Source organism: Kribbella sp. NPDC020701 (assembly GCF_055562215.1).
Genome location: NZ_JBVHFT010000001.1, coordinates 217237 through 231124, shown reverse-complemented (window position 1 = coordinate 231124; position 13888 = coordinate 217237). Strand labels below are relative to the sequence as shown.

At 69.5% G+C, this 13888-nt stretch carries 14 protein-coding genes; 6 read left to right on the top strand and 8 right to left on the bottom strand.

Features of this window, described 5'->3' with window-relative positions; all coding sequences use genetic code 11:
- Nucleotides 1–54 precede the first annotated feature (54 nt).
- Complete coding sequence (locus ACZ3HV_RS01040) at nucleotides 55–1236, top strand: cation:proton antiporter (RefSeq protein WP_465679674.1); 1182 nt, start codon at nucleotides 55–57, stop codon at nucleotides 1234–1236.
- A 26-nt stretch (nucleotides 1237–1262) separates the two neighbouring features.
- On the opposite strand, the gene zwf is transcribed toward ACZ3HV_RS01040, so the two are convergent.
- From zwf to hisD, 7 genes are all read right to left on the bottom strand, one after another.
- The gene (zwf, locus tag ACZ3HV_RS01035; RefSeq protein ID WP_465679672.1) at nucleotides 1263–2639 is read right to left on the bottom strand and encodes a glucose-6-phosphate dehydrogenase; all 1377 of its coding nucleotides are present in this window, start codon (nucleotides 2637–2639) and stop codon (nucleotides 1263–1265) included.
- Between the two features lie 18 nt (nucleotides 2640–2657).
- Nucleotides 2658–3965, bottom strand: coding sequence for a DUF2254 domain-containing protein (locus ACZ3HV_RS01030; RefSeq protein ID WP_465679671.1), 1308 nt, complete (start codon nucleotides 3963–3965; stop codon nucleotides 2658–2660).
- 21 nt (nucleotides 3966–3986) lie between these two features.
- Complete coding sequence (locus ACZ3HV_RS01025) at nucleotides 3987–5393, bottom strand: glutamate decarboxylase (RefSeq protein ID WP_465679670.1); 1407 nt, start codon at nucleotides 5391–5393, stop codon at nucleotides 3987–3989.
- An 88-nt stretch (nucleotides 5394–5481) separates the two neighbouring features.
- On the bottom strand, nucleotides 5482–6123 hold the full coding sequence (gene hisH, locus ACZ3HV_RS01020) for an imidazole glycerol phosphate synthase subunit HisH (protein ID WP_465679669.1): 642 nt from the start codon (nucleotides 6121–6123) through the stop codon (nucleotides 5482–5484).
- On the bottom strand, nucleotides 6120–6719 hold the full coding sequence (hisB, locus tag ACZ3HV_RS01015; RefSeq protein WP_360365625.1) for an imidazoleglycerol-phosphate dehydratase HisB: 600 nt from the start codon (nucleotides 6717–6719) through the stop codon (nucleotides 6120–6122). Before hisB ends, hisH begins: the two co-directional genes overlap by 4 nt.
- A 72-nt stretch (nucleotides 6720–6791) precedes the next feature.
- The gene (locus ACZ3HV_RS01010; protein WP_465679667.1) at nucleotides 6792–7916 is read right to left on the bottom strand and encodes a histidinol-phosphate transaminase; all 1125 of its coding nucleotides are present in this window, start codon (nucleotides 7914–7916) and stop codon (nucleotides 6792–6794) included.
- Entirely contained in the window at nucleotides 7916–9241 is a 1326-nt protein-coding gene (gene hisD, locus ACZ3HV_RS01005) for a histidinol dehydrogenase (protein ID WP_465679666.1), read from the bottom strand. Before hisD ends, ACZ3HV_RS01010 begins: the two co-directional genes overlap by 1 nt.
- A gap of 112 nt (nucleotides 9242–9353) precedes the next feature.
- Between hisD and ACZ3HV_RS01000 the strand changes: the two genes are divergently transcribed.
- The 3 genes from ACZ3HV_RS01000 to ACZ3HV_RS00990 are packed head-to-tail and all read left to right on the top strand — an operon-like array spanning nucleotide 9354 to nucleotide 10605.
- On the top strand, nucleotides 9354–10025 hold the full coding sequence (locus tag ACZ3HV_RS01000; protein ID WP_465679665.1) for an LON peptidase substrate-binding domain-containing protein: 672 nt from the start codon (nucleotides 9354–9356) through the stop codon (nucleotides 10023–10025).
- Nucleotides 10026–10066: 41 nt separating this feature from the next.
- Nucleotides 10067–10303, top strand: coding sequence for a ribbon-helix-helix domain-containing protein (locus ACZ3HV_RS00995; RefSeq protein ID WP_465679663.1), 237 nt, complete (start codon nucleotides 10067–10069; stop codon nucleotides 10301–10303).
- Complete coding sequence (locus ACZ3HV_RS00990) at nucleotides 10303–10605, top strand: type II toxin-antitoxin system PemK/MazF family toxin (protein WP_360365635.1); 303 nt, start codon at nucleotides 10303–10305, stop codon at nucleotides 10603–10605. The genes ACZ3HV_RS00995 and ACZ3HV_RS00990 overlap by 1 nt, the downstream gene beginning before the upstream one ends.
- Here the strand turns inward: ACZ3HV_RS00990 and ilvD are convergent.
- Nucleotides 10602–12452: a dihydroxy-acid dehydratase gene (gene ilvD, locus ACZ3HV_RS00985; RefSeq protein WP_465679662.1), complete on the bottom strand. Its 1851-nt coding sequence runs from the start codon at nucleotides 12450–12452 to the stop codon at nucleotides 10602–10604. The two genes, ACZ3HV_RS00990 and ilvD, sit on opposite strands and share 4 nt — an antisense overlap.
- 120 nt (nucleotides 12453–12572) lie before the next feature.
- Between ilvD and ACZ3HV_RS00980 the strand changes: the two genes are divergently transcribed.
- Entirely contained in the window at nucleotides 12573–13412 is an 840-nt protein-coding gene (locus ACZ3HV_RS00980; protein WP_465679660.1) for an AraC family transcriptional regulator, read from the top strand.
- On the top strand, nucleotides 13409–13837 hold the full coding sequence (locus ACZ3HV_RS00975; RefSeq protein WP_465679659.1) for a VOC family protein: 429 nt from the start codon (nucleotides 13409–13411) through the stop codon (nucleotides 13835–13837). Before ACZ3HV_RS00980 ends, ACZ3HV_RS00975 begins: the two co-directional genes overlap by 4 nt.
- The last annotated feature ends 51 nt before the right edge of the window (nucleotides 13838–13888 follow it).

Sequence of the window (13888 nt, the reverse complement as noted above, 5' to 3'; positions counted from 1 at the left end):
GGTCGTCCGGCCTGAGGGACGTCTGCGGCCCGCAAGCGCGGTCAGTCTGGTCAGATGAGCACTGATCTCGGTTCGGGACTGACCAGCCTGTTCGTGGTCGCGGTGGTGGCGGCTGTGGCTCCGGTGCTCGTCGGGTTGCTGGCCCGGCTGCGGGTTCCTCAGGTCGTGGTGCTCATTCTCGGCGGTGTGGTCGTCGGGCCGCATGTCCTCGACCTGGCCGACCCGAACAGCATCCAACTGCTCGCGAACGTCGGTCTGGGGTTCCTGTTCCTGCTGGCGGGCTACGAGCTGGACCTGACGGTCTTCCGGCAGTCGGCCGGCCGGCTCGCCGTGTCCGGGTGGCTGGTCACGATCACGCTGGCCTGTGCGATCGTCGGCGGGCTCGCGGCGCTCGGCGTCGTGAAGGCGTTCGTACCGGTCGCGCTCGGGCTGACCACGACGGCGCTCGGCACGCTGTTGCCGATCCTGCGGGACAACAACATGCTGCGCGGGTCGTTCGGCTCGTACATCCTCGCCGCGGGGGCGGTCGGGGAGTTCCTGCCGGTGGTGGCGATCGCGATCTTCCTCGGGTCGCACGGCCGGTTCGTCGGGCTCATCTCGATCGCCGCGATGGGCCTCCTCGCACTGCTGCTGAGTGTGCTGCCCAGGCTGGGCCGGGGTGGCCGGATCGCCCGGATCCTGGCGGAGGGAGAGCACGCGACGTCGCAGACCACACTGCGGTGGACCGTCGCGTTGCTGCTGCTCCTGCTGGTCGTCGCCGACGACTTCGGGCTCGACGTGGTCCTGGGCGCCTTCGTGGCCGGCCTCGTCCTGCGCAGGTGGGCGCCCGGAGACCTCGATCACAAGCTCGATGCCGTCGGCTACGGCTTCTTCATCCCGATCTTCTTCGTCTCGTCGGGAATGGGGCTCGACGTGGAGTCCATCGTCGACGCCCCGGGGCGGCTGTTCCTGTTCTTCCTTCTGCTGCTGGCCGTCCGCGGCCTCCCGACGCTGCTGGTGTACCGGACCGCACTCCCCCGGACGAGACGGTTCGAACTCGTCTTCATCGTGTCGACTGCGTTGCCGCTGCTCGTCGCCCTCAGCCAGATCGGACTCGCGACCGGCCACATGCGGCCCGAGAACGCCGCCGCGCTGGTGGGCGCGGGCGTCCTGTCGGTCCTGGTATTCCCCGCGATCGCCGTCGCTCTTCACCACAGGCTTGCCCGTCAGGGCGAGGAGGGTGACCGGTCAGGGTGAGGTCGGGCCGGACCTTGACCCGCCGATCATCCGGCCGGCTCGTGCCAGGTCGCGCCGGGTGGCAGCAGGGCGTCGGCCTCCTTCGGCCCCCAGCTGCCCCTGGCGTACGAGATGACGGGGACGACGTCATCGAGCACGGGCTCGACCACTCGCCACGCGGCCTCGACCGTCTCCTGCGCGGCGAAGAGCGCCTGCCGGCCCGCGAGCGCGGCCCCGATCAGCCGGTCGTACGGGCGCTGGTCGGATCCCGCCGCCTCCGCGAACGTGAGGTCCTCGGCCTGCGCGTTCCACCCGGCGCCGGGCTTCTTGCCGCACAGGGTCAGCCCGACCTCGCTCTCCGGCCAGATCCGGAACCGCAACTGGTTCGCGACGGAGGCACCGGCGAGCCCGAAGAAGTCCTGCGGCGGCCGGCGGAACCGGATCGCCACCTCGGTCGCGGTGACCGGCAGGCACTTCCCGGCCCGGATCACGATCGGAACGCCGGCCCAGCGCCACGTGTCGAGCGCCAGCCGGACCGCGACGTACGTCTCGGTCCGCGAGCCGGGATCGACGCCGGCGACGTCGAGGTAACCGTCGTACTGCCCGCATACCGTGCCGTCTGTGGTGAGCGGGCTGAGTGAGCTGATGACCGCGGCCTTCTGCGCCCGCCAGGCTGCGTCGTCGAGATGGCCCGGCGGATCGGCCATCACACTCGCGAGCACCTGCAGCATGTGGTTCTGAAGGACGTCACGAATCGCCCCGGTGCGGTCGTAGAAGCTCCCCCGGTCGGAGACGTCGAAGCTCTCCGCCATGGTGATCTGAATGCTCTCCACGTGGTCGCGGTTGAGCAGCGGTTCGATCACCGAGTTGGCGAACCGGGCGAACAGGACGTTCTCCAGCGGATCCAGGCCGAGCCAGTGATCCACCCGGTAGATGGCGTCCTCGGGGAAGACCTCGTTCAGGGTCGCGTTGAGCCGCTGAGCGCCGGCCAGGTCGGTGCCGAACGGCTTCTCGACCATCACCCGGGACCCGTCGGCCTTGCCTGCGGCCGCGATCCCCTCGGCGATCCGGCCGAACAGCGGCGGCGGCACCTCGAGGTAGAACAGCGCCCGTCCGCCGGCGCCGATCTCCTCGGCCATCGCGCCGTACGTCGTGTCGTCGTCGAGATCCCCGTCGATGTAGCGCAGCAGGCCCAGCATGCCGGCCGCCGCGGGACTGTCCGGGTCGATCCCGTTGGCCAGCAACGACGCCGTCGCGTACGCGCGGAACTGGTCGAGCCCCCAGCCGCTCTTGGCCACCCCCACGATCGGTACGTCGAGCACGCCCCGGTCGACCAGCCCGACCAGGGCGGGGAAGGTCTCCAGCTTCGCGAGATCACCGGTCGCACCGAAGATGACCAGTGCGTCCATGTCGGCGGTTGGCATAGCGGTTCTCCTCCTCGGTCAGGGCGCTGGGCCGATCAAACGGCGGGCCTCGGAGGTCTCGCCGGATCGGGCGGTACCGAGGCCCTGCCGGTCGCTCATCCGCGCCAGCCCACGCGCGAACGGGTCGGCGAACGCCGCGTCGGTGGCCCGGTCCAGGGCGTCGATCTGGTCTTGCACCGCGGCCCGGCGGGCGGGCAGCACCCCGGCCCGCAGATCCTCGAGCATGGCGCGCAACCGGCGGCAGACCGCCGGAGAGGCGGTGCCGAACTGGCGGATCTCGGTCACCCCGACATCGAGGTAGTCCGCCCAGCCGCGGGTCCGGACGACCAGGCGGACCCGACCGTCCGCGTCGAGCGCGGTCCCCCGGAAGGCACGATCGGAGGACCCGATCCCGAGCAGCAAAGCGCCGATGTAGTTGAGCACCTGGGTCGCTGTGGTGGGGTCGTTGACCGCCGGGGACAGCGCGCGGATGGCGATGTCGACCAGAATGCGCAGGGCGAAGGCGGGGTCCTGGTCGATCGTGCGCTCACTCCCCAGGGAGACCATCCCGCCCAGCCGGCGCAGGTCGGCCTCGCTCGCCGCCCCGTGAACCTCCATCAGCACGCTGCCCACGGTGACGAAGTCGCCGATCGTGTGCGGTACGACGCAGACCTGGCCGCGGGCCGCCGCGAACCGGACCAGGCCCGCGATGTCGATGTCCTGGATGGCGCCCGACCGGGACGCCGGCACCTGTGCGTCCGGCGCACCGCGCCGCCCGTCCCCGGGATCGGCAGCGATGGTGAGGCCGTCATCCGCGGCTTCGATCGCCAGACCGGCACGGGTCATCGCCGCCGCGACGGCGACCGGCCGGAGCGCGTGCACGAAGCGGTCGAAGTACAGCAGCAGGAGGATCAGATCGGCGGCGACGGCCAGCCCGACCAGGGTGATGCCCAGATCGGGTACGGACTCGGTCTCCACCTGGCGCAGCAGGGCGAAGGCGAAGGTGAAGGTGGCCGTGAACGCCGCGAGCACGAACTTCTGCAGCCGGTCCCGGTACCACAACCGCATGAAGCGGGGCGACAGTGTGCCGGTCGCCATCTGCACGACCAGGACGCCGATCGTGACCACGAAGCCGATCAGCCCGATCATCGCGGCCGAGGCGGCCGACAACACGCTGTTCGCGGTGCTCGCGGAGTACGACCACCTCGGTGGCACGGTGATCCGGTTCTCGACCCACAGGTCGATGTCGGACAGCAGCGCACCGATCACGCCACCGAGCAGCGGGACCACCCACAGGCTCTGCCGGACGTACTGGCGAGCCCGGAAGCCGGCGGCCCAGGACATCATCGGTCGCTGCCGCTCATTCGGTCAGTGATGGAAGCCGGCCGGCGTCGTCTCCTGCGGCATCGGAGCGGTCAGGCCGTCGAGCCATTCGACCGCCACCCGCAGATCGCGCAGGAACAACTCGGCCATGTCGTGACTGAACCCGTTGCGCACGACCACGCGCAGTACGGCCAGATCCTCCCGGTTCGGCGGCATCGTGTACGCCGGCACCAGCCAGCCCCGCTCGCGCAGCTTCCGGGATACGTCGTACACCGTGTACTTCGTGATGCCGTCGGCCATCCGGAACGCGAACACAGGCAGGTCCCGGCCGTCCGAGACCAGCTCGAACGCGGGCATCTTGTTGATCGCGTCGCTGAGGTGTACGGCGACGTCCTGGCAGGTCTGCTGGATGCGCCGGTAGCCGTCCCGGCCGAGCCGGAGGAACTGGAAGTACTGCAGCAGGACCTGGGCGCCGGGCCGGGAGAAGTTCAGCGCGAACGTCGGCATGTCCCCTCCCAGGTAGTTCACCTTGAAGACGAGTTCCTCGGGCAGGTTCTCGGTGTGCCGCCACAGCACCCAGCCGACGCCCGGATAGACGAGCCCGTACTTGTGGCCGGAAGCCTGGATCGACGCCACCCGCGGCAGCCGGAAGTCCCACACCAGGTCGGGCTGCAGGAAGGGCGCCACGAAGCCACCTGACGCGGCGTCGACGTGCACCGGCACGGACAGTCCGGTCCGCTCCTCCAGGTCGTCGAGCGCGGCGCAGATCTCGGCGACCGGTTCGTAACTGCCTTCCATCGTCGAGCCGAGGATCGCGACCACGCCGATGGTGTTCTCGTCGACGAACCGCAGGGCCCGGTCGGCCGTCAGGTAGAGGTCGTCGCCCTCGAGCGGCACGTACCGCGGCTCCACGTCCCAGTACTCGGCGAACTTCTCCCACACGACCTGCACGTTCTGGCCCATCACGAGGTTAGGCCGGTCGAAGGGCTTCCCCGCGGCGCGCCGGGCGTGCTGCCAGCGCCGTTTGAGCGCCAGGCCGCCCAGCATGCAGCCCTCGGAACTGCCCGTCGTCGACGTCCCGATCGCGTCGGCGGTGTCCGGCGCGTTCCACAGGTCGGCGAGCATCAGCACGCACCGGCTCTCGATCTCCGCCGTCTGCGGGTACTCGTCCTTGTCGACCATGTTCTTGTCGACCGTCTCCGCGTACAGCCGGTTCGCCTCGTCGTTCATCCACGTGGTCACGAACGTGGCCAGGTTGAACCGGGCATTGCCGTCCAGCATCATCTCGTCCCGGACGAGCTGGTACGCCGACTGCGGCAGCATCTCCTGATCCGGCATCCGGTCCTTCGGCACCGCCTGAACGGTGTCTCTGGTGAAGCGCGGAATGGCTTCCATCCCGATCGCCCGTTCCGTGGTGCTGCTGATCCCGCCCATCGCCGCCCCCTCGATCACGGCGACACGAGTTGCCGCCGCAACCCATCCCATACCCGCGCGCCGGGAGCCGTCCTCACCCGCTCCGCATGAGGCTGCCGCTCCAGCGTCAGAGTGAGCGGACCCAGTTGGCCAGCAGGCTCGCGCCCGCGTCGCCGGATTTCTCGGGGTGGAACTGGGTGGCGGTCAGCGGTCCGTTCTCGACCGCGGCGACGAAACGATCACCGCCGTACGTCGTCCAGGTGACGAGCGGGGTCACCGACTCGCGGGTGTCGGTCAGATGCCAGCTGCGGACGCCGTACGAGTGGACGAAGTAGAAGCGTTCCTTGTCGATGCCCTCGAAGAGGCCGGTGCCGGCCGGGACGTCGACGGTGTTCCAGCCCATGTGCGGGACCGGCTCGCCGGTCGCGGGCTGCAGGCGCTCGACCACGCCGGGCCACTGGTCGCAGCCCTCGGTCTCCACCCCGTGCTCGATACCGCGAGCGAACAGGATCTGCATGCCGACGCAGATGCCGAGGACCGGACGGCCGCCGCTCAGCCGCCGGTCGACGATCACGTCACCACGGACCGCCTTCAGGCCGGTCATGCACGCCTCGAAGGCGCCGACACCGGGGACCAGGAGGCCGTCGGCGTTCAGCGCCTCATCGAAGTCCGACGTGACCGTGACGTCCGCGCCGACGCGTTGCAAGGCCCGCTCCCCCGACCTGATGTTGCCGGAGCCGTAGTCGAAGAGGACGACCTTCTTCGTCACAGAGCGCCCTTGGTGGAGGGGATACCGGTCTGCCGCGGGTCGAGCTCGGCGGCTGCCCGCAGCGCCCGGGCGAACGCCTTGAACTGCGCCTCGACGATGTGGTGCGGGTCGCGACCGGACAGTACCCGGATGTGGACACAGATCGCGGCGTTGAACGCGAGCGTCTCGAACACGTGCTGGGTCAGCGACCCGGCGTAGTCGCCACCGATGATCGCGTACACCTGGCCGTCCGGCTCACCGGTGTGCACGCAGTACGGGCGTCCGGACAGGTCGACCGTGCAGTGCACGAGCGCCTCGTCCAGCGGAACCGTCGCATCGCCGAACCGCCGGATCCCCCGCTTGTCGCCGAGGGCCTCCTTCAGGGCCTGGCCGATGCCGATCGCGGTGTCCTCGACCGTGTGGTGCGCGTCGATCTCGAGATCGCCGACCGTGTTCACGTGCAGGTCGAGCAGCGCGTGCTTGGCCAGCGCGTTGAGCATGTGGTCGTAGAACCCGACGCCGGTGGAGATGTCGGCCCGGCCCTCGCCGTCGATGTTCAGCTCGACCAGGACCTTCGACTCGCTGGTCTCCCGATCGATCCGCGCTGTGCGGGTCATGCACGTCCTCGCTTCGCTCCGGGCGCACATGCCCCGCATTTGCGGCTGTGCTGTTTGATGAGCTCGCTCCGCTCACTCATGTGTCAGCCTTCCCGTGTCTGTCTTGAGGACGCGCTCCAGTGAAGCGCGGAATGCGGCCATCTCTTCGCTGGTGCCGATCGAGACCCGCAGCCAGCCGTCCGGCCCGGTCTCGCGGATCAGTACGCCGTCGTCCAGCAGCGACTGCCAGACCGCGTGCCGGTCGGCGAACGTACCGAACAGCACGAAGTTCGCGTCCGAGTCGACCGCGCGCAGGCCTAGCGACCGCAGCCAGTCGACGGTCTCGTCCCGCTCGACCCGCAACTGCTCGACCCGGCCGAGCAGCTCGTCGGAGTGCCGCAACGCCGCCCGCGCGACCGCCTGGGTCACCGCGGACAGGTGGTACGGCAGCCGGACGATCCGCAGCGCGTCCACCAATTGCTTGCTCGCGGCAAGGTATCCGACCCGGCCGCCGGCCATCGCGAACGCCTTCGACATCGTCCGCGCGACCGCGAGATTCGGGTACGACGGCAACAACGTGACCGCACTCGGAGTCCCGGCCCGGCGGAACTCGGCGTATGCCTCGTCGACGACCAGGACGGATCCCATCGCGGCGGTCCGGGCGGCGATCGCCTCGACCACCTCGATCGGCAGCGCCGTACCGGTCGGGTTGTTCGGCGAGGCGAGCAGCACGACCGACGGGTGGTGCCGGGAGATCGCGGCCAGTGCCTTGCTCTGGTCGAGGGTGAAGTCCTCGGCCCGGCGACCCGTGACCCAGCCCGTGTTCGTGTCCCGGGCGTACTCCGGATACATCGAGTACGTCGGCGCGAACGAGAGCGCCGTACGCCCGGGGCCGCCGAAGGCCTGCAGGATGTGCAGCATCACTTCGTTGGAACCGTTGGCCGCCCAGACCTGCTCGGCGGTCAGCTGCGCACCGGACTCCCGGCCCAGGTAGGCCGCGAGATCCGCGCGGAGGTCGAGGAACTCGCGGTCCGGGTAACGGTTCATCCCGCTCGCCGCGACGGAGACCGCGGCCGCGATGTCGGCGACCGTCTCCTCACTCGGCGGATACGGGTTCTCGTTGACGTTGAGCAGGATCGGGACGTCGAGCTGCGGGGCGCCGTACGGCTCGAAGCTCTTCAGCTCGTCGCGGAGCGGCAGCCCGTCGAACCGGCCCATCAGTTCTCCTCCGGGAATCGCACCGACACCGCGGCACCGTGAGCCGGCAGGTCCTCGGCGTGCGCGAGCGCGACCACGTGACCGGCGACGTCCTGCAACGCGTCGCGTGAGTAGTTGATGACGTGCACCGCCTTGAGGAAGCTCCGCACGGACAGTCCGGACGAGTGGCAGGCGCATCCCGCTGTCGGGAGCACGTGGTTGGAGCCTGCGCAGTAGTCGCCGAGGGAGACCGGCGACCAGCCGCCGACGAAGATCGCGCCGGCATTGGTGATCAGGCCGGCCCGTTCCTCCGCGTCCACGGTCTGGATCTCCAGGTGCTCAGCGGCGTACGCATCGACGACAGCGGTGCCCTGCTCGAGGTCGTCGACCAGCACGACGGCCGACTGCTGACCGCCGAGCGCTTCGATCACGCGGTCCTGGTGCTTGGTCTTCGCGACCTGCAACGGCAGTTCGGCCTCGACCTTCGCGGCCAGGCTTTCGGACGGTGTCACCAGCACGCTGGCGGCCATCGGGTCGTGCTCGGCCTGGCTGATCAGGTCGGCGGCGACGTGCTGCGGGTCCGCGGTGTCGTCGGCGAGGATCGCGATCTCGGTCGGGCCGGCCTCGGAGTCGATCCCCACCTCACCGAGCAGGAACCGCTTCGCGGCGACCACGTAGATGTTGCCGGGACCCGTGATCAGGTTGACCTTCTTGCAGCCGTCAAAGCCGTACGCGAAGCCGGCGATCGCCTGCGCGCCGCCCATCGCATAGACCTCTTCGATCCCCAGCAGCGCGCACACCGCCAGCACAGTCGGGTGCGGCAAGCCGCCGAACTCCCGCTGGGGTGGGGACGCGACAGCAAGGGACGGGACGCCGGCCACCTGCGCCGGTACGACGTTCATCACGACGCTGGAGGCCAGCGGCGCACGGCCACCGGGGACGTAGAGACCGACGCGCTGGACCGGGACGAACCGCTGCGTGACCCGGCCGCCGGGCGCGGGCTCGGAGACGATGTCGGCGCTGAGCTCGTCCTGGCTGACCTCACGGACCCGGCGGATCGACTCCTCGAACGCGGACCGCACCTCCGGGTCGAGCTCCTCCAGCGCGGTCTTCAAGGCGTCGGCCGGGACCCGGATGTCCTCGACGCGCACATGGTCGAACCTCTCGCCGTACTCCCTGATCGCCTCGAGTCCGCGATGGCGGACATCCAGGCAGATCGGTCGGACGACGTCGAGAGCCTTCTCGACGTCGAACACGGCTCGGGGGACGAGGGCGTTCACTTCGGCGGGGAGGTCAGGCACCTCTCCGGCCGCCACTCGGCCCCGCAGGTCGACGCGGCGAATCATGGCGTCAGTCTAGTGGTGACGGACTCCCGGCCGGACCGCATATCCACAGGACGGCCGGACCGGCGCTGTCACCAGGCGTGATCGGGGGCGAACATGCCCTAGGCTCGTCGATATGGACTCCCGCCTGCCGCTGCTCACTGTCGACACAGTGATCTTTCCCGGGCTGGTGCTCCCCGTTCCGGTGACCGATGTCCAGGGTCGCGCGGTGATCCGCGACCTGGTCGAGAACGGTGGCGAGCTGGTCTGCGGCGCGCTGGCCGTCCGGGACGGGTACGAGCTGGGTGAGCGGGTGTTCCGGTCGCTGTACGGGACCGGCTGCGCGGCGACGATCTCGGAGATCACGCTGGATCAGGACGACGACGGGCCGGTCGAGGTCACCCTGACCGGCAACCGCCGGTTCAAGGTCGCCGAGCTGGACGGCAGCGGCGACTACCTGGTCGGGGACGTCGAGTGGCTCGACGAGGAGCTCGGTGACGACCCGCTCGGTACGGCGACGATCGCGCTCGCCCGCTTCCGGAAGTACGCCGAGGCCGTCAGCGAGGTCAGCCGCCCCGGCCTGCACATCGGCGAGCTGCCCGACGACCCGAGCACACTCTCGTTCCTGATGTCGGCCGCGATGACCCTGCTCACCCCCGACCGCCAGAAACTCCTCGAGGCCACCGACACCACGTCCCGTCTGGTCCAGTTGGTCGGCCTCATCGACAGCGAACTCGCCGCTATCGCGGCCCTCCCCTCCCTCCCCGCCACCGACCTCATCAACTGGTCCACGATGTCCCCGAACTGAAGCTGCTACCGAAATGAATCCCACAGCGGTATGGTGTTGGTATGAGTAAGCAGATCACTGTGCGGTTGCCGGATGAGCTGGTCGAGTTCATGGACCAGTTGGTGGCGACCGACAAGGCGACGAGCCGGGCGTCCGTGGTCGCCCGGGCGATGGAGCGTGAGCGCCGCCGGGAGCTGGCCGCCCGCGACCTCGCCATCCTGACCGAGCACGGCGACTACCCGGACCTGGAGGGCCTGGCTCCGACCGCCGCCGGCACCGTGCTCACCGACCTCGACTGATGCGGCCGATCCACATCGCCCGGCTGGACAAGCCGCGGCCGGTCGTGGTCCTCACCCGTGAACTGATCAGGCCGCGCCTGACCAACGTCACCGTCGCCCCGATCACCAGCACCATCCGCGGCCTGTCCACCGAGGTCCTGGTCGGCCAGGACAACGGCCTCGACCATGCCAGCGCCATCTCCTGCGACAACATCCAGACCATCCCGAAGGTCCAGCTCGGCCGCCTGATCGGCTACCTCCACCCCGACCAGGAACCAGCCCTGGCCGAGGCCATCAGCCTCGCCTTCGACTTGGAGATCTAGCCCAGCTTGCTGACGTCGCGGACGGCGCCCTTGTCGGCGCTGGTCGCCATCGCGGCGTACGCGCGCAGTGCCTGAGAGACCTTGCGTTCGCGGGCACGCGGCGCGTAGACACCACCAAGTGCCTCGCGGCGAGCATCCAGCTCCCCCTCGGACACCAGCAGCTCGATCGAGCGGCCCGGGATGTCGATCCGGATCTGGTCGCCGTCCTGGACCAGCGCGATCGTCCCACCGGACGCGGCCTCAGGTGACGCGTGACCGATCGAGAGTCCCGACGTACCGCCGGAGAAGCGGCCGTCGGTGACCAGCGCGCACACCTTGCCCAGGCCACGGCCCTTGAGGAACGACGTCGGGTAGAGCATCTCCTGCATACCCGGCCCGCCCTTCGGACCCTCGTACCGGATCACCACCACGTCACCCGGCTGGACCTGCTTGGCCAGGATCTTCTCGACCGCTTCCTCCTGCGACTCGCACACCACCGCGGGACCCTGGAAGGTCCAGATCGACTCGTCCACGCCGGCCGTCTTCACGACGCAGCCGTCGACGGCCAGGTTGCCCTTCAGAACCGCGAGTCCGCCGTCCTTGGAGTACGCGTGCTCGCGGTCCCGGATGCAGCCGTTCGCCGCGTCGTCATCGAGGGTGTCCCACCGCTCCGACTGCGAGAACGCGGTCGCCGACCGCTTGCAGCCCGGCGCCGCGTGCCACAGTTCGATGGCCTCCGGCGACGGCGATCCGCCGCGCAGGTCCCACGTCTTCAGCCACTCGTCGATCGAGTCGCTGTGCACGGTGTGGATGTTCTCGTTCAGCAGTCCGGCCCGGTGCAGCTCACCGAGGATCGCCGGGATGCCGCCGGCCCGGTGCACGTCCTCCATGTAGTACGTGCCGCCCGGCGCGACGTTCGGCGCGACCTTGGCCAGGCACGGCACCCGGCGCGACACCGCGTTGATGTCGTCCAGGTCGAAGCCGACCTCGGCCTCCTGGGCCGCAGCCAGCAGGTGCAGGATCGTGTTGGTCGACCCGCCCATCGCGATGTCCAGCGCCATGGCGTTCCCGAACGCCTCGCGAGACGCGATGTTCCGCGGGAGCACGGTCGCGTCGTCGTTGTCGTAGTACCGCTTGGTGATCCGTACGACGGTTTCGCCGGCCTTCTCGTACAGCGCCTTGCGCGCGGTGTGGGTGGCCAGCACCGAGCCGTTGCCCGGCAGCGACAGGCCGATCGCCTCGGTCAGGCAGTTCATCGAGTTCGCGGTGAACATGCCCGAACACGATCCGCAGGTCGGGCAGGCGTTCTCCTCGATCCGCAGGATGTCGGCGTCGGAGACGTTCTCGTTCACGGCCTCGGACATCGCGTCGATCAGGTCGAGCTTGCGGACCGTGCCGTCGACCAGCGTGGCCCGGCCGGCCTCCATCGGGCCGCCGGAGACGAACACGGTCGGGATGTTCAGCCGGAGTGCGGCGTTCAGCATGCCCGGGGTGATCTTGTCACAGTTCGAGATGCACACCAGCGCGTCGGCGCAGTGCGCCTCGACCATGTACTCGACCGAGTCGGCGATCAGGTCCCGGGACGGCAGGCTGTAGAGCATGCCGCCGTGACCCATCGCGATCCCGTCGTCGACGGCGATCGTGTTGAACTCGCGCGCGATCCCGCCGGCCGCGTGGATGGCCTCGGACACGATCCGGCCGACCGGCGCGAGGTGGGTGTGGCCGGGGACGAACTCGGTGAAGCTGTTCGCCACCGCGATGATCGGCTTGCCGAAGTCCTCGCGGGCTACCCCGGAGGCCTGCATGAGCGCACGGGCGCCCGCCATGTTGCGGCCGTGGGTGACAGTACGGGACCTCAGAGCGGGCACGACATCTCCTTGCTACGTGGATGACTTCCCCGATGGTGCCACGGCCGTCCGGATGGCGGTACGCGGGTCCCGGATTCTGGAGGCGATGATTCTGTCCGAGGGTGGATCTAGCCTGAGGACATGGCGGGCTTCGAGCATCACACGCGAGCGGTGCACCCCGTCCTGCGCCCGTACGTCGGCGACCTCAGCGGCTACGCGTACGACGGTGATCCGCCGGCCCTCCATCGCGGACTCCCGTCGCGGCACCTGACGCTCGTGATCACCCTGGACGAGCCGCTCGGCGTCGCCTGGCCCGGCTCCCCCGTCGAGAAGTTCGATGCGCTCGTCGGGGGTCTGCACTCGACCGCTGTGCATGTCGGCGCGACGCCCAGCCGGGCCGGTGTGCAGCTGTCACTCACTCCGGCCGCCGCCCGTGTACTGCTTGGCCTGCCGCCGGTCGAGCTCGCGTCCACAGTGGTCGGGCTCGACGACGTACTCGGGCTACCGGCTCGCGTACTCATCGACCAACTGCGAGAGGCGCCGAGCTGGGATGCGCGCTTCGATCTGCTCGAGGGGTTGTTCCTCGAGCGCTGGTCCGGCGACGCCCCCGAGGTGCGCCCGGAGCTCGGCCGGGCCTGGCAGCGACTGTGCGAACGCGGCGGTCGGATCGGCGTCCAAGAGCTTGCGACGGAGGTTGGCTGGAGCCGGCGGCATCTGACGGATCGCTTCACCGCGGAGTTCGGGCTGGCGCCCAAGGTGGCCGCGCGCGTACTGCGGTTCGAGCGCACGGTCGGTCGGTTGCGAAGACGGCCCGACACCCGGCTCGCCGACTTGTCGGCCCACTTCGGGTACGCCGATCAAGCCCATCTGACCCGGGAGTTCCGGGCGATCGCCGGCTGCTCACCGCGGCAGTGGATGGCCGAGGAACTCCCAAACGTTCAAGACTTCGTCCCGGCCTGGGCCGCAGAGTCGGAGGCATGAACAGCATGACTGAGCAGAAAGCAGTGATCGGGGTCTGGCCTGGCCTCCACTACCGGGACGGACAGGCCGCGCTGAAGTTCCTCACCGAGGGTCTCGGCTTCACCTTGGTCGCGTCGTACCCCGGTGTGGCCGAGGGTTCGATCGCGCACTCCGAGCTGACGTGGCCGTTCGGCGGCGGCATCATGATGGGTTCGGCGGACGCCAAGTCCGAGCCGGACGAGTTCACCGCGCTGGCGGACCGGACGCAGTCGATCTACCTCGTCCACGACGACCCGGACAGCTTGATCGGCCGCGTGATCGGCGCCGGTGCGGTCGTCGTCCGCGGGCTCAAGGATGAGGACTACGGTTCGCGCGGCTTCACCGTCAAGGACCACGAGGGCAATCTGTGGAGCGTCGGGACCTATCGCGGCGAAGTCGCGCAGTAATCCACAGGTTTCGCTTCGGCGCCCAGCATCGCCGGGGCGATCTCACTAGAC

Bases quoted from the DNA above. Each gene is read 5' to 3' on its own strand.
- ACZ3HV_RS01000 (WP_465679665.1), top strand. From the start codon at position 9,354: ATGGACTCCCGCCTGCCGCTGCTCACTGTCGACACAGTGATCTTTCCC.
- ACZ3HV_RS00990 (WP_360365635.1), top strand. From the start codon at position 10,303: ATGCGGCCGATCCACATCGCCCGGCTGGACAAGCCGCGGCCGGTCGTG.
- ACZ3HV_RS01010 (WP_465679667.1), bottom strand. From the start codon at position 7,916: ATGGGCCGGTTCGACGGGCTGCCGCTCCGCGACGAGCTGAAGAGCTTC.
- ACZ3HV_RS00980 (WP_465679660.1), top strand. From the start codon at position 12,573: ATGGCGGGCTTCGAGCATCACACGCGAGCGGTGCACCCCGTCCTGCGC.
- hisB (WP_360365625.1), bottom strand. From the start codon at position 6,719: ATGACCCGCACAGCGCGGATCGATCGGGAGACCAGCGAGTCGAAGGTC.
- ACZ3HV_RS01030 (WP_465679671.1), bottom strand. From the start codon at position 3,965: ATGATGTCCTGGGCCGCCGGCTTCCGGGCTCGCCAGTACGTCCGGCAG.
- ACZ3HV_RS00975 (WP_465679659.1), top strand. From the start codon at position 13,409: ATGAACAGCATGACTGAGCAGAAAGCAGTGATCGGGGTCTGGCCTGGC.
- ACZ3HV_RS00995 (WP_465679663.1), top strand. From the start codon at position 10,067: ATGAGTAAGCAGATCACTGTGCGGTTGCCGGATGAGCTGGTCGAGTTC.
- zwf (WP_465679672.1), bottom strand. From the start codon at position 2,639: ATGCCAACCGCCGACATGGACGCACTGGTCATCTTCGGTGCGACCGGT.
- ACZ3HV_RS01040 (WP_465679674.1), top strand. From the start codon at position 55: ATGAGCACTGATCTCGGTTCGGGACTGACCAGCCTGTTCGTGGTCGCG.
- hisD (WP_465679666.1), bottom strand. From the start codon at position 9,241: ATGATTCGCCGCGTCGACCTGCGGGGCCGAGTGGCGGCCGGAGAGGTG.